Annotated in this window: 20 protein-coding genes; 4 read left to right on the top strand and 16 right to left on the bottom strand. The window is 39.8% G+C overall.

Annotated features, from left to right (window positions below; genetic code table 11):
- Positions 1-277 precede the first annotated feature (277 nt).
- From EMK97_RS10920 to EMK97_RS10910, 3 genes are all read right to left on the bottom strand, one after another.
- Positions 278-2020, bottom strand: a complete 1743-nt coding sequence (locus tag EMK97_RS10920; protein ID WP_130602104.1) for an Ig-like domain-containing protein — start codon at positions 2018-2020, stop codon at positions 278-280.
- Positions 2020-3168: an OmpA family protein gene (locus EMK97_RS10915; protein WP_130602102.1), complete on the bottom strand. Its 1149-nt coding sequence runs from the start codon at positions 3166-3168 to the stop codon at positions 2020-2022. The genes EMK97_RS10920 and EMK97_RS10915 overlap by 1 nt, the downstream gene beginning before the upstream one ends.
- A gap of 141 nt (positions 3169-3309) precedes the next feature.
- Positions 3310-4617 (bottom strand): sensor histidine kinase, encoded by a 1308-nt coding sequence (locus EMK97_RS10910; protein ID WP_130602100.1) that lies wholly within the window; start codon positions 4615-4617, stop codon positions 3310-3312.
- 186 nt (positions 4618-4803) lie between these two features.
- Between EMK97_RS10910 and EMK97_RS10905 the strand changes: the two genes are divergently transcribed.
- Positions 4804-5535: a GGDEF domain-containing protein gene (locus EMK97_RS10905; protein WP_130602098.1), complete on the top strand. Its 732-nt coding sequence runs from the start codon at positions 4804-4806 to the stop codon at positions 5533-5535.
- A gap of 23 nt (positions 5536-5558) precedes the next feature.
- Entirely contained in the window at positions 5559-6260 is a 702-nt protein-coding gene (locus tag EMK97_RS10900; RefSeq protein ID WP_130602096.1) for an SIR2 family NAD-dependent protein deacylase, read from the top strand.
- A 4-nt stretch (positions 6261-6264) separates the two neighbouring features.
- On the opposite strand, the gene EMK97_RS10895 is transcribed toward EMK97_RS10900, so the two are convergent.
- Entirely contained in the window at positions 6265-6921 is a 657-nt protein-coding gene (locus EMK97_RS10895) for a YceH family protein (RefSeq protein WP_130602094.1), read from the bottom strand.
- A gap of 309 nt (positions 6922-7230) precedes the next feature.
- Here EMK97_RS10895 and EMK97_RS10890 point away from each other — a divergent pair, with 309 nt between their 5' ends.
- Together EMK97_RS10890 and EMK97_RS10885 are read left to right on the top strand one after the other, a co-directional pair.
- A complete protein-coding gene (locus EMK97_RS10890; RefSeq protein WP_130602092.1) occupies positions 7231-8088 on the top strand; it encodes an alpha/beta hydrolase family protein in 858 nt (285 codons plus the stop codon).
- A 9-nt stretch (positions 8089-8097) separates the two neighbouring features.
- Positions 8098-9330, top strand: coding sequence for a DUF4785 domain-containing protein (locus EMK97_RS10885; RefSeq protein WP_130602090.1), 1233 nt, complete (start codon positions 8098-8100; stop codon positions 9328-9330).
- Positions 9331-9407: 77 nt separating this feature from the next.
- Here EMK97_RS10885 and EMK97_RS10880 read toward each other — a convergent pair whose 3' ends face one another.
- The 12 genes from EMK97_RS10880 to EMK97_RS10825 form a co-directional block, all read right to left on the bottom strand.
- A complete protein-coding gene (locus EMK97_RS10880; protein WP_130602088.1) occupies positions 9408-9707 on the bottom strand; it encodes a hypothetical protein in 300 nt (99 codons plus the stop codon).
- A 305-nt stretch (positions 9708-10012) separates the two neighbouring features.
- A complete protein-coding gene (locus EMK97_RS10875; RefSeq protein WP_130602086.1) occupies positions 10013-11026 on the bottom strand; it encodes a virulence RhuM family protein in 1014 nt (337 codons plus the stop codon).
- A 201-nt stretch (positions 11027-11227) separates the two neighbouring features.
- Positions 11228-12427 carry a type II toxin-antitoxin system HipA family toxin gene (locus EMK97_RS10870; protein ID WP_130602084.1) on the bottom strand — a complete coding sequence of 400 codons (1200 nt, stop codon included), beginning with the start codon at positions 12425-12427 and terminating at the stop codon, positions 11228-11230.
- A complete protein-coding gene (locus EMK97_RS10865) occupies positions 12417-12707 on the bottom strand; it encodes a helix-turn-helix domain-containing protein (RefSeq protein WP_130602082.1) in 291 nt (96 codons plus the stop codon). Before EMK97_RS10865 ends, EMK97_RS10870 begins: the two co-directional genes overlap by 11 nt.
- Before the next feature lie 342 nt (positions 12708-13049).
- A complete protein-coding gene (locus tag EMK97_RS10860; RefSeq protein ID WP_130602080.1) occupies positions 13050-15410 on the bottom strand; it encodes a TOTE conflict system archaeo-eukaryotic primase domain-containing protein in 2361 nt (786 codons plus the stop codon).
- Between the two features lie 20 nt (positions 15411-15430).
- Positions 15431-15718, bottom strand: a complete 288-nt coding sequence (locus EMK97_RS10855) for a type II toxin-antitoxin system RelE/ParE family toxin (RefSeq protein WP_130602078.1) — start codon at positions 15716-15718, stop codon at positions 15431-15433.
- Positions 15705-15962 carry a ribbon-helix-helix domain-containing protein gene (locus tag EMK97_RS10850; RefSeq protein ID WP_130602076.1) on the bottom strand — a complete coding sequence of 86 codons (258 nt, stop codon included), beginning with the start codon at positions 15960-15962 and terminating at the stop codon, positions 15705-15707. Before EMK97_RS10850 ends, EMK97_RS10855 begins: the two co-directional genes overlap by 14 nt.
- Positions 15963-16455: 493 nt before the next feature.
- Entirely contained in the window at positions 16456-17319 is an 864-nt protein-coding gene (locus tag EMK97_RS10845) for a YicC/YloC family endoribonuclease (protein WP_130602074.1), read from the bottom strand.
- A 111-nt stretch (positions 17320-17430) separates the two neighbouring features.
- The gene (locus EMK97_RS10840; RefSeq protein WP_130602072.1) at positions 17431-18366 is read right to left on the bottom strand and encodes a DM13 domain-containing protein; all 936 of its coding nucleotides are present in this window, start codon (positions 18364-18366) and stop codon (positions 17431-17433) included.
- 103 nt (positions 18367-18469) lie between these two features.
- On the bottom strand, positions 18470-20203 hold the full coding sequence (locus EMK97_RS10835; protein ID WP_130602070.1) for a GMC family oxidoreductase: 1734 nt from the start codon (positions 20201-20203) through the stop codon (positions 18470-18472).
- The gene (locus EMK97_RS10830; RefSeq protein WP_130602068.1) at positions 20203-20859 is read right to left on the bottom strand and encodes a gluconate 2-dehydrogenase subunit 3 family protein; all 657 of its coding nucleotides are present in this window, start codon (positions 20857-20859) and stop codon (positions 20203-20205) included. Before EMK97_RS10830 ends, EMK97_RS10835 begins: the two co-directional genes overlap by 1 nt.
- A gap of 3 nt (positions 20860-20862) precedes the next feature.
- Positions 20863-21420: a thioredoxin family protein gene (locus EMK97_RS10825; protein ID WP_130602066.1), complete on the bottom strand. Its 558-nt coding sequence runs from the start codon at positions 21418-21420 to the stop codon at positions 20863-20865.
- Positions 21421-21425: the final 5 nt, after the last annotated feature.

The raw sequence follows: 21425 nt of genomic DNA, 5'->3' as shown, positions 1-21425 counted from the left end.
TGTTAAACACAATATATAGTAATTGTTAGAGTCAAATAGTTGATCTTGATCACATTTTTTAGTGAAAATTAAAAACTGAGCACAATATATAGTGTATTTATGAATAACCATATACAAGATATGGTTTTGTTGCTGATTGTTTAAACTAGAGCTGGTTGAAGAATAACAAGCCCGTAAAAACAGAAATGAGATGCGTTAGATTTTTAGCCTGGTAGGAGTGGCTTAGTAATAGTGGTGCTGATAGCAAAAAAGCTATCAGCACACTAGGTCGTGCTAGCTAGTTCGCTTGCGTTATGGTTAATGCTGCATTGGCTGTCATGCCTTGATAAGTTGCAGAAATGGTCACTAAACCAGATTTGTATGTGCTAGCAACGCCGTTGCTACTAATGGTGGCTAAATTAGTTTCACTACTTTGCCAACTCGCATAACGGTTAAGCTCCCTTGAGCTGTTATCAGAATATAAGCCATAAAGTTGATATGTTTGCTGAGCGCCTGCGGCTACTGTGCTGTTGGCAGGAGTTAATGACAAACCGATAAGCGTTGCTTGCGTAACCGTTAGCTCAGTTTGTGCCGATAGTCCGTCAAAATCAGCGCTAATAATAGTTTCTCCAGCAGTGATTGTTGAGCTAAAGCCAGCCGAAATACCTTGTGGTGTAATCACTGCTATATCGGTATTGCTGCTATGCCAAGTGGCTAATTGGCTAACATCGGCACTAGTTTCATCTGAATAAGTGGCGATAGCACTAAATTGCTCTTGGCTAGCGAATGGTATGCTTGGATTTACAGGGGTAATTTGTAAACTTTCAGCAATGGCTTCTGTTACTGTTAAGGTTTCTGTTGCGGTTTTATCTAAGTAGTGCGCAGTGATTTCGGTAACACCTGGAGTAAATGTTTGAGCAACGCCCGATAGCGCGCCAGTAAACTGGATATTAGCCACTTCTGGCGCTGAGCTAGACCAAGCGGCAAGCTCGGTAATATCATAATGTGATGCATCAGAATAAATGGCATGAGCTTGATAAGCTACTTGAGTGCCCGCAGGCGTTATCCTATTTACAGGGCTAACTTGAATGTCAACTAAGGTCGCTGAGGTAACTTCAACTTGGGTAAAACCCGTAAGTTCATTAAATTCTGCGGTAATTTGTGTTGTACCGACCTCAACAGCTGTGGCATAGCCAGCTTGAGCGCCTGTTTCGACAATAGTGACAATAGCTTGATCATCAACAGACCATGTGGCTTGTTTTGAAATATCTTCAACATGACCGTCAGTAAAATAAGCCTGTGCGCTGAAATAAGCCGTGCTGTTTAAAGGCAATTTAGCATTGACTGGGCTAATAACAATTTCACTGAGCACACTGTCAATCACAGTAATATTAGCAGCAGCGGTGAATTCATTGTCTTGATAATTAAAGTTGGCTTTTAATTGGGCGCTGCCTGCTGATTTAGCCGTAATACTTGCGATATCAGATAAGCTGGCAATGTTTTGGTCATCAACTTGCCAAGTCACTTGGGTGGTGACATCGATGGTTTGCTTATTGGCAAGTAATAAGGAAGCAGTAAATTGTTGCTCTGTGCCGATTGGCATGGTTTTATCGTGTGGAATAATGATCAGCTGTTCAACAGACTCGTCCATTACATAGAGTTTTGCTGTTGCGGTAAATTCAAATAAATTTGCGCTGATTGTTGCAGTACCAGCACTGTTGCCTGTGGCTAAGCCTTGACTGTTATTATCGTTAGATATGCTAGCGATAGCTTGATCAGAGACTTGCCAGCTCACCTGCTCAGTGACATCGTCTTGACTACCGTCATCATAATAGGCTGTTGCAGTAAACTGCTGCGACATACCCACTAAAGTGTTTTGCTTGCTAGGAGATATAGTAAAGGTGACTAGTTCTTTACATGGGTTATCGGCACTGCCACAAGCTGGCGCTGGAAAGGGTGAGTCACTGCTGTCACCACAAGCAGTGATTAGTAACAGCAAGCATAACGAAATAAAAGAGCGAATGTGCTTAACTAGTTTCATTATTGTGCTCCTTGCTTAACGGCTTGATTATCATAAATGGTAAATTTTTTCGTGGTAACTTCAACGCGTCTATTTTTATCGCGGTGTTCCTGCGTTAGGTTATCGATTACAGGATTTTGCTCACCAAAGTAGTCACTGGTAATTTGTCGTTTGCTAACCCCTTGAGCTAATAAGTACTGCTCGATACCAGTAACGCGTCTTTTAGATAACTCAAGGTTGTAGGCTTCACTGCCTTTAGAGTCTGTGTAACCTTTAAGTGTTACGCTTGCTTGTGGATACTTCTTAAGTAGCGTAATAATATTATCAAGCTGATGGGGCTTATTAAGCTTATCGCTATCAAAATCAAATTGTACGCTTACCTGCTGAGCAGCGATTGGCTGTGCTCTTGCCGGAACTGGTGCAGCAACTGGTTTTGTAGGACGAGCGGGTATTTCCATGGCTTTTTGCTGAGCTTTTAATGGCTGCGAATATTGATGAGTTTTTTTAGGCTTGATTGGCTGTTTGTCAGAGCCAAAGCGATAACTAACACCTAAGCTAGTAAAATGGGCATTAGTACTACCAAGCTTTTTATTACCCAGTTCATGAAAATATTGGTATTCCAAGCGAGCTTGCCAAGCTTTAGAAAACTGATAGCTTAGGCCTGCACCAGCCGTTGGTGCCCAGCTATAAGATGTTAATGTGCCATGGTGGCTAGTGTTTTCACCATACCAGTTCATAGTACCTAATTTGGCAAAAGCGCCAAGTTGCTGATAAATATCAATGCTAGCAACCGCTGAAAAATCAAAACCTTGCATAGTACCTGCGTATTTTTGTTCAACACCGGTTTCGATATATTTACCACTGGCTTCACCAAGTTTTAAATAGGAAAACTCAAAGCCTAAGTATTTATTGACTTGGTAGCCGCCGAAGAGTCCTAGACCTAAATCATTGTGTTCACAACCGGTATGCCATGCCTCACAGGCATCTTGATAACGGTTGATACCTAGCTTGCCACCTGTATAGTAATAAGATTCAAATGTTGTTTTTTTATGCTCTTGCTCTGGCTTTGATGGTACTGGCTCAGTGGCGTGTACAAATTGGCTGAAGGTAAAACTGGTTAACAGCATAGATAGCGCTGTTATTTGATTGGGTTTTATTGCAAAAAGCATATTACACCTGTGTAGTCCATTGTCCTTGGTAAAGAAAAAGCATAAAGCTGCATTTAGTTATGCGCCATTGCTTTGTTGACAATAATTATACAGTGATATGTTGGAAAATGAACTCGACTTGCGGCTATATTTTTGTAAATACTAGCTTTTACTTTCTTTGAAGCAATAAATAAAACAGGCACCAGAATCTTTTTTGACATACTCTATGCTGCCAGCTAACTTTTGCGTGATCAGGTTAAAAATAATCGACATACCTAGGCCGACGCCACCTTGCTCTCTGGCTGTGGTATAAAAAGGTTCAAAGACGTGCTTTTGCGCTTCTTCTGTTAGGCCGTTACCATTATCTTGGTAGCAAACTTCAACAATATCTTCGCCTTTACGTTTAATGTTGAAGCTAATTTGATTATCGGACTGTTCATTTAAGTCACTAAAGCCATGACGCATACTATTGCTGATTAAGTTAGTGATAATTTGTGCATGTACGCCCGGAAAGGTAGCTAGGTTAATATCATCGTCACACTTAATGGTTAATGTTGCTTTTTTAGGTTTAAGTAAAGGTCTTAGCGTAGAAGTAATTTTTTGATAATACTGCTGAATATTGATGTTTTCTATTTCTAATTGGTGTTGATCAACCGCGGTCTTTTTAAAGTTTTCAATTAATCTTTTTGCTCTATCAAGATTATCTCCTTGCATACTCAGGGCATTTTCTGCCGCTGCGCGGTAACTATTCATTGCTTTCATGGTTAAACTTTCGCTATCAATTTGTTTATTTAGCTTTTTTAGCTCATCTGCCATGATACTGTGGGTGGTGATAGCGATACCTAAAGGTGTATTGACTTCGTGAGAGATGCCAGCAACCAAGTTACCCAGAGCGGCCATTTTTTCTGATTCAACTAATTGAGTTTGCATCAAGGTTAGCTTATCCAAGGCGGCAGATAACTCTTGAGTGCGACTGGCGACTTTTTCTTCTAAGGAGGCTTCATAGGCTCGGCGTTCCATCTCCGCGGCAATGCGGCCAGAGAACACTTGAAATAAAGTCAGCACTTGTTGCTCATCTGCTATAGGCTTTTCATATAAGGCAACAACCAGCCCCATCACTTTGTGATTAGAATCGTGCAAAGGCGTGCCTAAGTAAGCTTCAATTTTCATATCAATTAATAATTGATCGTTGGGAAAGACACTGCAAACACCTTTAGGGTAACAACACATAGAATCTTCAGCTACGTTAGCGCATGGCGTATCTTTTAAAGAGTATTCAATGTTATCGGCTAACTGGCCTTTGGCGACTAAGGCAATGGTTTTTGAGGTATAAGTATCCCTATCTAACCAGGCGATAAAGGTGTAATCAGCTTTAATGGTTTTATCTAAGCATAAGGTAATTTTATTGAAAAAATCTTCTCCGTAACTATTAGATACGCCTTCTATTATGTCGCGAACATTCTCAAGCATAGTTAAACCTATCAATGATTAAGCCAATACAGTTTAACTATGGCATATTCGCGCTGTTTTGCCATGGCTGAGCTAATAAGGCATATTTGCTAATGATTTCGCCAGCGCTTGAATTATATTATTTGTGTGAAAAATAGCCTAAATACGATAAGATGCTAAAGTTGTTCACGACAAACCTAGTTGTATATGCCTCATTATAAATACCTACATCGCTCTACCTTGCTTCGAGATGCTTTCTGGCTTGTTATTATCAATGTTATCTTTTTGTTTATATTCGCTCATTATGATGTTTTAGAGCTAATGTTTGCATTAAGTCGAGAATATGATGATTGGGAGCTAGATGAATTGCTACCGCTTTCGGCAACGTTAACCATTAGTTTAGTCATATTCTTATATCGCCGTATGAAAGAACTAGGTGAGATAACCTATGCCTTTGAGCAATTATCAAAATTAGACCCTTTAACACAAGTATTGAATCGTAGAGCGGGACAAGCACAGTTAGCTAATTATGTGCAGCGAGCAGAGCAGGGCAAACAAGGTTTTGCTTTAGTGCAACTAAATATAGATAACTTTAAACATATTAATGACTTGTATGGTTCAAGCATAGGTGATGAGGTATTAATTAAGTTAGTTGAATTACTGAGAAAAGCACTGCCAAAGGCAAGTCAATTAATACGTTGGCATGGTGATACCTTTTTGATTATTTTGCCGTCTCAACAAAGGGCTATTTTTCAGCTAGCTAATGATATTCATAGCAAGGTGAATACTGAGTTATTAGCAAGTTTAGAGAAGACTACCTGTAGTCTTGGTGTCGCTGTTTGGCAGCCAGGAATGAACAGCGAGCATATATTACACGCAGCAGAAGATGCCTTATTTGATGCAAAAAATCAGGGGAAAAATAAGCTGGTGTTTGCCTAAAATCAATCAGCGTAATTTGAGCGATGAAACACAGTAAAGAACACATTGTTATTTTATCTGGCGCTGGTACCAGTGCCGAAAGTGGCTTAAGTACATTTAGAGATGCCGACGGCTTATGGGAAGGCCATGAAATTACTGAGGTTGCTTCACCTCAAGGCTTTGCCTCTAACCCTAATTTGGTTTTAGACTTTTATAACCAACGGCGTAGGCAGCTATTAACTGTGCAACCTAATAAAGCGCATCAGTTAATTGCACAGCTTGAAGCTTATTTTAATGTTACTGTGGTAACGCAAAATGTTGATGACTTGCATGAAAGGGCAGGCAGCAGTGAGGTTATTCATTTACACGGTGAATTATTAAAATCTCAAAGTACGGCTAACCCTGAACTTGTTTATGATTGCCAACACGATATTGTTTTAGGTGATTTGTGTGAAATAGGTAGTCAATTACGGCCGTTTATTGTCTGGTTTGGTGAGCAAGTTCCTATGTTAGAGTCAGCCGCCATAGCTGTGGCTGAGGCAGATAAAATTATTATTATCGGCACATCAATGCAAGTATACCCTGCTGCTAGCTTAGTAGAATTTGCTCAAAGCCATGTGCCAGTGTTTTATATTGACCCTAAACCCGCCATTAATTACTCCTTAGAGCAATCAAGGCAGTTAGAAGTTATCGAAGCAGCGGCCACTATTGGTATGAGCCAGTTATTTAAGCAGCTAGTTAAATAACTGACTATTCAAGTAAGCGGGTTAAATGTGCTATTTTGTCATTTAGCTGGGCAATTTGTGCTTCTAACTCAGTAACACGCTGTGTGAGTGAGTCAGTGTCGTCATTAGTGTTTATATCACTGTTATGATCAACATCACTGAACTGGCTTTCATCGCTATCAGATAACAACTGCAAGTACCTTGATTCGCGCTTACCCGGCTCTCGCGCTAATTTTTTCACAAGTGTTTGATTATTTAAATCTTGTAACTCAACTAGTACTTGTTCCACTTCGCTGACATCAGCAAATTCGGCTAAGCGATTAGTTCTACTTCTTAGCTCTCCCGGTGTTTGCGGCCCCCTTAACAATAGTACGCAGATAATCGCGCGTTGTTGTTGGCTAAATTGCAGCTTGCCAAATTCGGTATTGCAAAAGCGATGATAATATTTATTTACCCGACTAGAGGCTTTGTGATCAACCATAAGCTGGTTCATTTGTACTAGTTCATCAACAATATTTTGCACCTCGGCTTCCGAGAGTGACATAACAGGTTCTCGATTACTTTTTTGATTACAACCATTGGTTAGTGCATTGATAGATAAAGGATATTGCTCAGGTGTAGTGGTTTCTTTTTCTAGCATTACACCAATAACGCGCGCTTGTTCAGGAGAGAGAGAAATCATATAAAGGCATTCTTTAGTTATTTGTAGAGGTGTTATAACAAGCAAAATCACAGATTACTATGTTTGTACCTGAAAAAAATTTTGCTGCTGTTTTAAACGCTAAAGCTCTGTTATTTGATTTACCCCGCTATTGCTTCCTTGTTATTAGAGTTTCTGCTTAATACACCTGCCCACAATCACTATTATTTTTGCTTAAAAAAACACCGTTTTTTGTTTGCTTTTTAATTATCTTTAGTGTTAAAAAATTGTAAACCTTCTGGTAGGAGGTTCGACCTTTTAGATAAAAATAATTACAAAAAGGAAATTAAAATGGTTAAAAAAATATTAGCAATATTGCTCGTCAGTGTTGTAATTCCTTGCAGTGTCAATGCTACGCAAGGGCTGGCATTTATTCACGGCACAGGAAAGCAAACAGATGCCTATAACGATTACTGGACAGGTGATTTTGTCAACTCTGTACGACAAGGTTTAGCAAACCCCGCTTTATTTGTAGTGATCAACTGTGACTTTGATCAGTTTATGTGGGAAAACGAAGCCGCAGGTTGTTTGGCAGAGCAGTTGACTACCTTCGTTGCACAGAAAAATATCACAGATCTTGTACTTTTAACGCACTCTAATGGCGGTAATATTGTCCGTTGGATCATGTCAAATCCAACTTATGACAATCGTTACCCTGACATTATCAATAAAACCAGTAAAGTTATTGCGTTAGCGCCATCTAGCTTAGGTACACCATTGGCAGATACCGTTAAGCAAGGTAATACATTTGAAACCTCGTTAGGCTGGTTACTAGGCTATGACTCTGATGCCGTAAGCCAGCAGCAAACAAGCTGGATGGCATACTATAACCAACATTGGTTATTAGGCACGGCGAACAGGCCTAGCCTGCCAAAATTATTTAAATCGGTAGTTGGCTCAGATGTTGATTCTGCTATTTGGGATGGAGATAGCTATTGTGCCGGTTACCACTATCAAGTTGCCTTAGAAACCACACAAAACTGGCTAGACTCATGCTCAGATGGCTTTTTAAATTGTAGCTCTCAACGAGGCGCAGGTGTTGAATGGTTTACGGATAAACAGCGAACCAAAGGGCGCGAACCATTAAGTCATCAGCAAAGTCGCAGAGACTGCTTTAATCTAGACACCATTATTAGAGACGACATTTAGGGGCACATCATGAAAAATAATAACAATATGCTATTGAGCGCGAGTGTTTCTTTGTTGTTTGCATTTTCAGCTAATAGCGAAACCATGCCGGTGCTGGTAAAAGATAATGGCATAAAACAGCCAACCATAACTAAGATTGTGGAGGCAGACTACGATTTAGTAAACCTTGATGCGCTAGATATACCAATAGAGCAACAGCCAGTTCACTTTAGCCAAGCGATTTCAACAGCAGATAAGGCATCATTTAATAATAAGGGTTATACCGACGTAAGTGATGAATATTGGTTTGAAGCAACAGGTCGAGAGTTGATGCTAGGGGTTGCTATTAATATTAGCCAGCCTGGTGCTTTAATTCGTTTATCAGGTAAACATGGCAAAAATCAAACAAAGGAAGGATGGCAACACTCAATCGATCCAGAGGCTGTGTCATTATTAAAGGCAGGACATAAGCTAGGCGCGGCATTTACGCAAAAAGTATCGGCAGAGCAATTTGCAACAGCCAATATATTCCCTAATAGTAGTGCTTTGCAAGTTAACAAAACATTAGGGACAGGTAAATTTACCCTGAAAGTTGAACAAGCACTGCAAGCAAGTCAACGCTATATGGTGAATGTCAAAGAGAAAAATGCCGAACATAAACTGCATCTTGCTATTGATAAACAAAGTTATAGGCAAGGGCAAGATATCTATTTTAATGCAGATGTATTTAACAGCCATGGCGAGGCATTGCCTGCACACCAGAAAGTCAGTGTGAAGTTACCCAATGGCGAAGTGCAACCATTGCAAGTATCTCAAGTTAATAAGCAGTTTAAAGTCGCTTTGCCACAAGTTCATCATGAGCAAGAAAGAGGTCAGCTTTATGAACTTATGATTGATACTGCAGCTCAGCATAATGGCATAAAGGTAAGGCGTAACGGTAAAGTAGCTTTTGCAGTTAGTAAAGCAACCGCTAGATTGGAAGGTAAGGTTAATCATCACGCAGACGCAATAGAGTTTAACTTAAATGTAGCAAGTGAAGGTCGCTATGAAATTAGCGGTATTGTTTATGGAATGAACTCGCAGGGTAAATCAGTAGCTTTTATGCTGAGCCGCTCTGCTTATCATTTATCAGCTGGCTTACATAAAAAGTCGTTGCAGTTAGATAAAGCAATAATTAACAAGTCTGGTTTACAGGCTCCTTATACGGTTAAGAGTGTGCAGCTTTTAGATCAGAGCCGTTTGGCCTTACTACAACAGCTGTAATATTGATTCCATATTAACGCTGATAACTCTGTTGAACATGGCGCGCATAGCACGCCATGATCTACTATATCCCAGAGTTATTTAACTTGTATAATTAATTGCTTCTCTATCGGATTTTTAGTCACTTGAATTAAAAAATCTTGTAACCCCGCTTTGCCTGGCAAGTGGCACAAAGCTTCTTTTCCGTCTTTACTTTTATTAATGCCATTCAGAATTCGTTGACAATTTGAACGATTAAAATCAAGCCAGCTAGACATGCCTGAAATTGTTTGTGCATTTGCGGGAAAGTTTTGCACTAAGTGACGTAGAACACTTCTTAAGTTTTCGCCTGTACGATTTAGGGCTATCAGATCTTCTTTTTCTAATGATGTCGGCATGTTGTTCTTTCTAAATTAATGATCAGGAAAACGACCAAGATTGAACAAAAAATACAGTAAATCGGCAGGAAAATCTATGTTAACTTGCTGGGTTTGCTATCGATTTAGATAAAATAAGCCGCTCATGTTAGCGGCTTGGATGATGTGAGAAAACTGTGAGATGGGGGGTGTTTTATATTCTGGAATTGAACATTCTATTGTACATTAAGCTATAAAAATCAGAGTATTATCGACATTTAATGTCGTAATATCGAGTGAAGCCTAACAATTTACTCACCACTGTGATTTAAAGCGACTGTGGTTAACTACTTTTTCTGAGTTAGTTGTTTTTCTTTATTAATTAACTCATCAAAATCGCTTACTTCATTTGTTAGTTCATTCCTGCGTATTTCGACAAATTTATCATATTCACTTTCAGCCAGTTGTTGGGCTACCTTATGTGAAATTTTTCCCGCATTAGTTAATATATTTTGATCGTTAAATTCTAGAAAGGCGTCAAGTTTAGTAGCCCATTGCGCCATTGTCATTGGGGCTTTCTTTTTAGCTTGCAGTTCAGCAAAGTCTAAATACATGGTGACTATTTGGTTTAACTCATTTAGCTCTTCTTCCGTTAAGTAATTTTTAGCTACTGATACATCTTTTTTGGTAACCTGTTTACCGCTCCAAGACTTAAGCCCCATATTTGCTAAGTCGCTATTAGCACGTTCCTTAACTAGTTCAGCAGCTGTATGTCCATGAATTGCCCAATGAAGTTTATTCTGAACTGTGGCGAAGAAGCTTTGACTTTCAGGCGCATTTTTATTGTAGTCACTTGCTGTAGCGTAAATATCCGTGATTTTTTGGTAAAATCTACGCTCAGAAGCACGTATATCACGGATACGTTCGAGTAACTCATCGAAATAATCAGCACTTAAATCTTTATCTGGGTTTTTAAGGCGCTCATCATCCATAGCGAAGCCTTTAATCAAATATTCTTTTAATACTTGATTAGCCCATTGTCTAAATTGAGTGCCTCGTGATGAACGGACTCTGTAACCGACAGAAAGTACGACCTCCAAATTGTAATGATCGAGTAGCCTTTCCACTTCCCTTGCGCCCTCCAGAGCAACTATTCGGAATTTCCTAATAGTTGAATCTGGCTCTAATTCACCTTCTTCATAAATGTTCTTGAGGTGTTCATTAATCGTAGGAGTTGAACGCTCAAAAAGATCTGCAATTTGCTTCTGCGTTAACCAAAGGGAATCATCTTGCAAACGAATTTGAAGGCGAGTTTTACCGTCATTAGACGTAAACATTGCAAGAGGTGGATGCTGAGTCATTTGACTTCCTTTAGTTAACAAGTAAAGTGAACTTTTAAAAATAAATATTTTACAGAAAAAGGTACTGCTATCCTATTTTAAAATATCAGCTTTCTTTAGCCGTTAGGCTAACCGTAGTATTTATAGAGCTCCCCAAGCCTTATATCTATCAGGACTAAGGTGATCTATAACTGTTAATACAATAATATATAGGCTTTTCTATCAGGATTGAGCAGGAATAATCCCTTTTAACCTTTCAATGTCACTGCCTGACACACCTTGCTTGCTGAAGTATGGTACCCACTCACAAGTTACCTCTTGAACGTTAGAAATGATTGCCTTGGCTTTTGTTTGGGAAAGCCCAAACCTCTTAGATTGAGACAGTGCATTTTCAATTGTCCCCTCTCTTCCTTGAGCACCAATACCAATACCATGTTGACGAGAATTGTTTATCGGTAACACGTCGTAAGCAGGTGAGAGACGCCAAGTTTTGTCTGAGAAAGCGTATATAAATGCATGGTTTCTAGAATGGTCGTCGGTATTACCCATTAAAATATTAAACACCATACGTGCATAAAGTTCATGGGAATCTCTCGGCTGTGCGCCGTACTTCATGATGAACTCAGCCAAAGCGCCATAGCTATATGCTTGTGTTAATGCCTGCGCGGTAATTTTGGCCTGATTGATTAATGAATTTGCACTCAAAAAATGGTGAGTAGGCTTGTATTTAGCGCAGTCAAATCGCTTTACCAATAAAATGTCTTCTTGCTCGCTGCTTACTATAGAAGTATTTGCTACTCTAACGCCTAGCTCTTTCAGCATTGTCATTGTTGCATGTTCTACCAAGCAAACGTTAAATAAATCATCAGGACGATTGAACTTTGCTAAGTAGCTAACTCCTTTGTCTTCAATAAGCGTTTTGGGTCTTGCGCCCCCCATGCTGGATCCATATTCAAATGCTTTCTTTGCTTCCTTAGGTATCTCTTCATTCTTGAGAATTGCCTCTTTGCCTTTTAGTAGCATGGGAATGTCACCAAGCGTATTCTTATTTCTCTTTGGTTTACTTGCATGTCTAGATAAACTAAAACTAAGTGCGCCAACCCCCATACCTGCACCTGCTAAAATTAGCTCTAAATCATTTTGGGGCTTGGTTGAATGCAGAGACAAAATCAACTTTTTGCCCCAGCTATCGGCACCTGCATCTAAAATTGCGCCAAACATTCCTTTATTTACTCTAGTGACAAATTGATCACTGAGCAGGGGTAAGTGAAGTGGATCTAGAGGAAAAGCATCTTCTCTTTGCAAATAGCTTTGTCCGTATCGAAATTTCCCTATGTTTGTTTTTGGATCTAGTTCAATAACACCACATATTATTGGCGTATCTTCAATTCCATCGATAAAGACATAAGCTCTAGAAGTCATTAGGCAATTCCTTATCTAAATGAGATCCTTTCCTCATTGGGTTATTGCTTACTAGCTGGTATTCCTTTTCAATTGTTTCAATAAGCGGATCAAGAATTTCGAGTTGATTTAATACTGCTAGCAGCGTATCAGAATTAATACCTTTCCCTCGCTCTAACCTGCTAATAGTGTTTTTGCTCGTACCAGTTCTAAGCGCTAACTCCTCTTGATCCATAGAGGAAGTCCTAGTTTTCTTCACTAGGTTACCAAGAAGCTCTTTCGTGTACTCGATCTTACTCATAAAACACCAAATTTGATAAATAACTAGCCAATTCATCAATTATGGCTTCTTAATGCCAAATGTCAAATAAATAGCCACAAATGATGTTTTAACGGTTAAATAGCCAATTATGATGATTTGGTTGGGTTGGTTTGTAATTAATTGCTAATTGGCAAAACGCGTGTCAACTTTGACAATATTGATGCCGAATTTGGCAAAAGTCGTATCAAATAACCACTCCCACCGAGAGTGGATTAGCATTAAAGCGATAGTTCGTACAATATTAATTCCGAGCTATTGTTGGTTCGATAAAGCTAGTTAACGTAAATATTCTTATTAACTTCATCAAAAAGTTGTACCCTTTTACCTATATGAAATTTCATAACCCAATGCTTTATATCCCTTTTCACGTTTCGAAAACATTCGTTTAAGTGTTGGGAAGTTATCAAGGTAATCATAAACTTGAACCGAATTTTTGTTACTCCATTCTCGTCCTATTCGTCCAGCATATTGAGCTAATATACCCTTCCACGCTATAGGTAAAGTGATAAATAACGTATCCAAGTACGGTAAATCAAATCCCTCGCCAACGTATTTACCCGTTGCAAGAATTACCTGTTTATTGTTACTTAGATCTTTGTTTTCTTCGAGCATAGCGATTCGCTCTTGCCGCTGCTTAGCAGATATACCACCATGCAGCTCCACAACCAGTAGGCCTTTTTGCGTTAATAAAGCTGACAGATGTTCGATGTGCTCTTTTCTTTCGGTTAACACCATTACCGCACATTTGTCATCAATACAACTGAGAATATCGTCGACGATCTTTTTGTTTCTGCTATCACTGTTTACTAGGTGCTTATAAACTTGTGAAATATGAGGCTTAGTGTCGGGCTCTAGCCACTCCTTTGGAAACTCTGTATCAGTTTCATGTGCTATCACTTGCTGATTAAGTATTGAACCTGATTTAACGCCTTTATAAACAATATCACCAAGTTGAAGCATCATCAGCTTTTCTAAGCCATCTTGGCGTTTTGGTGTTGCAGTAAACCCATGAATGAATTTGGCGTGACTGGACTTGATCAAGCTTTCATAGTTTGATGCTGGTAAATGGTGACATTCATCAACAATAATTTGCCCATATTTTTCAATGTACGGCTTTATATCCATGCCATTTCGACTAACTAAACTTTGATATGTGGCTACATCAACCTGATACGACAGCTTTTCCTTACCACCAAGTAATGAACCAACTTCAGTATCTTTTAGAAAAACATTAATACGTTCTAACCACTGCTGTGCCAGTTGCCGACTGTGAACTAATATCAATGTGTTTACTTTACGTTTAGCAACCAATGCTAGAGCCGTGACAGTTTTACCAAAGCCAGTAGAAGCTTCCAGTATGCCAACCGATGATTCTAATAACGCATTAACAGCCTTATTCTGCTGACTTTTCAGCTTTCCAGTAAACTTAACTTTGGAAAGGCTGTCACCTGAAAAACGCTTATCATCGAAATTTATTTCAATTTTTTGTTCAGTTAATTGAGTTTCTACAGGTGATAAACACCCTCTGGGTAAGATTAAAAATCTACCTTCAATATGAGCGGCGCAAATATACCTTGGAATGCCAATAGTAGATAAGCGAAGGCCTTGTCGTTTATAAAACTCAGGATTAGAAAATACTGCTAACTGTTTAAGTCTTGAAGTTAATTTGCCGGGAAGCTTATCGATAGGAATATAAATTTGATCAGCAATAACTAAGGTTATTTCTTCAGGGCAATTGGCGATCACATCATTATCAATAGTAGATAGTTTCTTCCAGGGTTTATCTGCCAAGTCATTATTAGCTTTTTCATCGATTAACGTTATTTCGGACAGCAACTCATCAAGTGCTGTATTATCAACTTTTTGAATGGAAGCCAGCTTAGCCCACTGGTCTTTATAAGGTATCCCTTTTGAGTCTATGAATACACTATTGCCTTGTTTTCTTGGCTCTAGTTGAAGAGGTAATGCTATCAAGTTACCCAAGCCACCTTCTGGCATAACATCCTGATTCGGAAACAAACGATCAAAGCACGTAAATGATAGCGCAGGGTACATTTCCATCGCTTTCGTTAATAGCCCATTGCCCAACTTTCTGGCTTTGGCGGCTTCAATAGCTTGCGAAAAGAAGATCCATACATGTCCACCATTGCCGCTTCTAGAGCGTTCGATAACGTGAGGTACTTGATAAAAACCACAGGCTTGTGAAAAAGCTTTAACTGAGAGAATCCAATCGTCTTTATCAAAATCAGCAGCAAGAATGTGGGTTGTATTGTTCTCTAGAAGTGGGTAAATCCCAATCGTTTGATTGCCTTTTAGGTGATCAAATACCGCCTGACCATCATAATGCTTGAATTGTTGATTTGAGCATTCCGTGCAACTAATCCGTGGTTTATTGCAGATTTTAGGTTTCCATTCATTCCAACACGCTGGCGAATAACCACTTCGCCCACTTTTCGATTCCCAACGAAACGGATAAACGTCATTTCGACCTTTAAAATAAGAAATGAATAAATCGACTTTAGCTTCAGGTGAAACGTGTTGGTTAAAGTGTTTGGCTAGCTCGACTTCTTGCTGTGCAAGAATACTATTACGTTCATTTAACAATGACTCTTTTTCTTCAGCGAGTTGCTGAAGCCGATTATCAATTTCTAAGAGCCTATCTGATAATGAACTATTACTCATTCTAACTTATTAGAAACTCGCTAAAGGTTAAGTTGAGCATCTTGCCTACCTAACACTCGCATGATTTTAATACTATCACCATGAATACGATAGTAGATATTATCGACACCACAAACAGCTCTGCGATAGCCCTGCCTGATATCATCAACGGCAGGTGCAATATAAGGTTGTTCAGCTAGCTGTTCGAATCTCTCTATAAATCGATAATAATATGCGTCCGCTTGCGTTTCACCAAATTCATCAAGGCCACGAAACCAAATACGTTTTAAATCAGATTCCGCTGCTGAACTGAGTTTATAACTTGCCATTATTTCGTGCTTCTTCCCTAAAGCTAGCTAGCATTTCACTCGGTGACTTTTCAACAAAACCACTTTGTTCAGCTTCGATTAACTTGATACGTATAGCTTCAATTTCTGCTGCGCGTGTTTGCTCTTTTCTAATTAAATCACGTAATAACTCGCTGTCACTAGCATAATTACCAGTTGCAAGTTGAGCTTGCATCCATTGTTCTTGTTGATCAGTTACTGTGATACTTTTCTTTACCATTGCCATAATTTACCTCCAATGAAAGAAACCTTATAAGGATATAATCCTACTTTATACTACCATTTCTATTCTAGTACAGATCTCTTAAAAATTCATACATAAAGTTATGTGCAGCCTTGCACTTAAAGGCTTAAGTCTGTAAGCATAGAAATGCAGAGACCATTGCTTATTCGCTCAATTTCGGGGACATTTTGATAGATCGGAACAACTGAAATAGTTCTGATTTATTGCGATGTCTTATTTGTGCTTTATTCGAATAACAACATGTAACTATAATTGATACAAATTCAACTCATTAATTTGAGCTTAACTAGAATACGTATTAGCAAAGTGAAAAGGTTCTGACCCACCAAATGACTTGTATTTTTTTTGGTGTATATGAAGGAGAGTGAAGCTTTATAATGGGTTGTGAAGGTATAGTATTACCGTCATAGCACCTTGGTTATTGCTTATGACGGTAATTGAATATTTGTAACGTGTTGTAAACGTTGATAAATATCTATTCTATGTTTTGGATCTGCTCCCGCATTTGTTCAATTAACACTTTAAGTTCAACAGCACTGGCGGTGATGTCAGTGTTGATTGATTTTGAGCCTAAGGTGTTTGCTTCGCGGTTAAACTCTTGCATCATAAAGTCGAGGCGACGGCCTTGTGGGCCACCTTTTTTCAAGATTTTTTGTGTTTCGCTAACGTGACTATTTAACCTGTCTAGTTCTTCGGCAACATCCATTTTTTGTGCGAGTAATACTAGCTCTTGCTCAACTCGGCTAGAGTCTAAATCAACTTTTGCTTCTGCGAATTTTTCAGTGATGCGGTTGCGCTGCCATTCGATGATTTCAGGCATTTGCTTATTCACCTTATCCGCTTGCTCGGTAATGGCATCTAAGCGTTGCTCTATCATGGCTTTTAGGTTTTCGCCTTCGCTCGCGCGCGCTTTGATAAAGTCTTTTAATGCACTATCAAAACCGGCTAAAAGTTCGGCTTGAATGGCTGAAATATCGGTTTCTGCTGCTTCCATTACGCCAGGCCAGCGCATGACTTCGAGTGGATTCACTTGGCTATTGAGTGTTTGCTCGTTAACCCAATTAGCATGCTGAATAAGTTGTTTAGCAAGCTTTTCGTTTAAGGTTAACTCACCCTTTGCGGCAGGGTTGGCGTTAAAACGTAAGTGACATTCTACTTTACCGCGATTTAGCTGTTTGCGAAAACGCTCTCGTAGTAGTGGCTCTATACCGCGAAATTGCTCAGGTAGGCGAAAATAGGTTTCAAGAAACCTCTGATTAACTGAGCGTATTTCCCATACTGCGTTGCCCCAGTCACCTTTTACTTCAAATCGGGCAAATGCCGTCATGCTATGAATCATAATCTTTCCTATTATTACTCTATATAAGTTTGTTTTATAAGAATGAACAGGGGCGATTATGCCTGAGCAGTTATAATCTCGCTATAAAAACCTGGTAATAATATTGCGTTGCTATGGCGTAAATTCCATATGGCCAAAGTCAGCGCTAAAATCAATACACCAAACACTTAAGCCAGTTAAGTCATCTAGGCTTTTATTAATGGGTAGCTTTATGGTGAAGTTAGCATTGTCAAACACCTGACCATTTAGCCTATTGCCTACAGGAAAAGCACTTGCACTTTTATAGTTGTGATCTTTTGCCGCAAAGAAATAAACATCAGGGCCGCCGCCATCATAGCTAAATTGACTAATTTCTATGGTGCAATCATCAATAATAGTCGCTTTGCCAGCTACGTTATGGTGGAAGGTTTCAAAGTAGCCGCTGTAACCAACTTTTTCATGGCTTTGAGCACAGTTAGAGTTATCACTGTTGCCTAAGGCACTTAAGGTTTGTTGAAAATAATATATGGCTTCGTCGGCAGAAATAAGCGCTTGATATACTCCTTCACTTGAGGCGATTAAGTTACTGACTTGCTGTTCAAAGTCTGCAGAGCTAAAGTCAACTGATAATCCTGAAGCCAGTTCATGGGCATCATCCGGAATTTGGATGTTATTAGTGGCATCGCCATCTATATCTAATGATTGCAGTAAACGTAGCAAATTTACTACCTCTATATCATTCACCTCATCGGTATTAAAAATATTTAAGGGCGTGAGTAGTAATTCGGCTTTAACAGCCGGCAGCTGAATATCACCAATAGCAAAGGTAATATTTTCATCTGTTTGGAACAAAAAGGTGCCATCAGCATCAGTTTTTCCTGTTTGAGAAGGGGTACTGTAAGCCAAACCTTCAACTGCAGAATCAAGAAATATTCCTGAATAGGTAACTGCGCTAACTACATCAGGTGTTGAGTTTTGCTCATCATTAGCGCTACTGCCACCGCCACCACAACCCGTGAGTGATAATAGTAATATTGAGCTAATCAAGGTGTTTTTAAGCATCATCATTATTCCCTAAAGTCAGTTGCTTCTAAATATTGACCGTGCAAAGACAATAAACTTTTCGGCTTTAGGGAAATAATTTAAAACTTTTCGGCTTTAGGGAAATAATTTAACTATTAAGTGCTTGCCAGTGCGCCGTTATTTTTTCTGCTACGCGAAAGGCGTTGGCATAAATCGTAAAGGTATAAGGTACGCTGCCGCCTGTGGGCATAAATGAGCCATCGGTTACGTACAGGTTGTCTACTTCATGTGCTCGACAATTTTTGTTGAGCACCGACCTTGCTGGGTCATTGCCAAAGCGACAGCCACCAGCCATTAAGTTAGTAGATGGATATCCGCTGACTGACGATGATACATGCTTAGCGCCCATCGCTTTTAACAGTTGTTCGCCTTTTTCAGCTAAGTAAGCACCTACTTCTAAATCGTGCTGGTGGTAGCCAATACGTACCTTAGCAACAGGGTCACCCCATTGATCTGTTACTTCTTCATCTAAACTGACAAAGCAATCATCGGTGGGAAGCCAATCGTTAAACACTTCAAAACGTAAGGTTTTGTAGGTGGTAAATTCTTGTTTTAATGCTTTTTTAAGGTCTTCGCCCCAAATAAGCTGCTCATCACCATTATCATCGTATTGCCATTGATGACCTCGTGCTCTGGCAATTGGGTTTTGATGAAAAAGAAAGTCTATGGTGCCGCCTTTAGCTTTACCAAGTTTATTAATACCTGCGTTGTTTTCGGCAAAGGCTTTATCATTTATTTGATACCAATCTTGCAAGGCGCGGTTAATAAAAGGGCCCACTTGCTTTAACTCAGCTACTTGCTGGTCTGAAAGCTCATCAAAAATAAAATCACCGCTACCTGTGCCGCCGCCACTAAACAGCAGGTTTTTCCCCACTTGGCCGTTATTGTTTGCCAAGCCATTAGGGAATTTTTCTCCGGTTGAGGCAAGTAATAATCGTGATGTTTCCACTGCTTGGCAAGCAACCACATAGATTTTCGCGGTCGCAACTTGGCGTCTGCCCATGTGATCATAATAATGAATACCAGAGATTTTTCCCTGTTCATCCGTGGCAATTTTATAGACTTTGCTATTGGCTTTAATGGTACAATTGCCTGAAGCAACCGCTTGATTTAAAAGTGCAGCTCTACCACTGCCTTTCGCGCCTGATGAACAGCCATAGCTGCTGCAATAACCTGAGTATTCACAGCTGCGTCTGCCTTTATCGGGCTGCGATAAAATGGCTCTAGGTACTGGAATCGCATGAAAGCCAATGTCTTGAGCAGTTTTATCTATCCAAGTAGCAACGGGTAATTCTGCAACAGGCGGGTAGGGAAAGTCGGTTGATCTTGGCTCTTGGTGAGGGTGCTTAACAACACGCCCAGACACACCCACTTCGCGTTCAACCATAGCGTAGTAAGGTTCAAGCTCTTCATAGCTTATCGGCCAGTCGGCAACATTAGCGCCTTCGATGTCGCCAAATTCAGACTTTAAACGAAAATCTATCGGCTTTAAGCGATGAAAATAGCCACTCATAAAGTTAGATGAGCCACCAACAACAGTGCCATTCCACCAACTCCAGCCAGACTCACTAGTTGCTTGCCCTTGCCAAACACTATTGCCTGCTTCGTCTTGGTATTCTTCTTCAACTACATGCTGTTCGTTTTCAAGTTTTGGATTGTAGGCATCATGTAAGCTAATGGTAAGCTCGTCTTTAAAAAATTCTTTTTCTGTTAGCCAGGGGCCTTTCTCGAGTACCAGTACTTTCGCACCGGCTTGAGACAAACGGTAAGCAATGGGTGATGCACCTGCGCCACTGCCAACAATGCAAATATCGTAATTCATTAGGCTTTTTCCTGATCTGCTAAAGGAACTAACTTGATGATGTTAGCGCGCGGTGGTAATTCAAAATAACGCTGGCCTTTTTCGGGTAATGGAAAGCCTGCCTTGTGTTCGAGCCACTGCCAGCCAACACCTTTTGGGTTGCCGCCATAGGCAGGTGGCGCTAGCATGGCTTGCAGAATATAGCCGAGCAAAGTGTCTAACCAATTGCTACCTGCGCGAGATTTACTGATAGCTTTTAATATGTGCTCTTTATCGGCAAAACTTAATTGAGCAAAGTTTTGTTGCTTTTCATTTTGTGTATAACCATTTAGCCAGCCAACACCTTTTAGAATAAAGTCTTTTTCAGCTTGCTCGGTAGGCTGAACTGTCATTACTTGATGTAAATAAGCTAGCGCCTTGATATCTTCGGCGCTAGGGCCAGTTTCAGATGCTGGTAATAGTTGGTTAAGGGTTGCAGATAATGTTAGCCAAGGGTCTGATTGAGTTAACTCAGTAATATTGGCCTGTTGTTTGGCGGATAAAGTAAATGCTGGCATTGCTGCAATGGCTGTGACACCTGCTGCTGATTTTAATAACTGGCGGCGCTGCTGTTGTTTTGTCTTAATAAAGTCGGGCGATTGATAGTGTTTATCAAAAAAAGAGCTAATAGCTTTCACGGGTTATTCCTCAGTACTTTGCTGAGTATTATTACTCAGCTGTTTTGAGGTGTTCTGCTGTTTTAGCGACCACTTGTCTAAAAATGCCAGCCAATTGCTACGAGAATAATTATCGCCTGAGAGCAGTTCAGCAGTATCTTTAGATAACAGCATTTTGCCTTGTGCGGTACTGATATACATATGCGGATAGCCTAAAACTGGCGGTAGACCACTCATAAAGGCTTCATTTTCATTGCTGTCGCTAACATTTACTTTAAGTAATACGTAGTTTTCATGTAGCGTTTGGTAAATGTCAGGATTGTTTGCTAAAAAGTTATCCACTTTGTGGCACCAAGTGCACCAGTTACCGCCAATTTCAATTAATACCTGACGATTGGTTTGTTGTGCTAATGCTAAGGCATCACGAGCATCTTGAAAGGGATCGCGCGTATCATCATAAACCTTACTGTACTCAGGCAGATCAGCTAAGGGTAATTTATCTATCGATGTGCTTGTGGCGCTATTTGCTTGCTGGCTCAGTAACAAAAGTATGCTGAGTAAACCAGCAATAAGAAACTTCATAATCT

Origin of the sequence: Litorilituus sediminis, from assembly GCF_004295665.1 — a bacterium.
GTDB classification, from domain to species: domain Bacteria; phylum Pseudomonadota; class Gammaproteobacteria; order Enterobacterales; family Alteromonadaceae; genus Colwellia; species Colwellia sediminis.
This window is presented reverse-complemented; position numbering and strand designations above follow the sequence as displayed.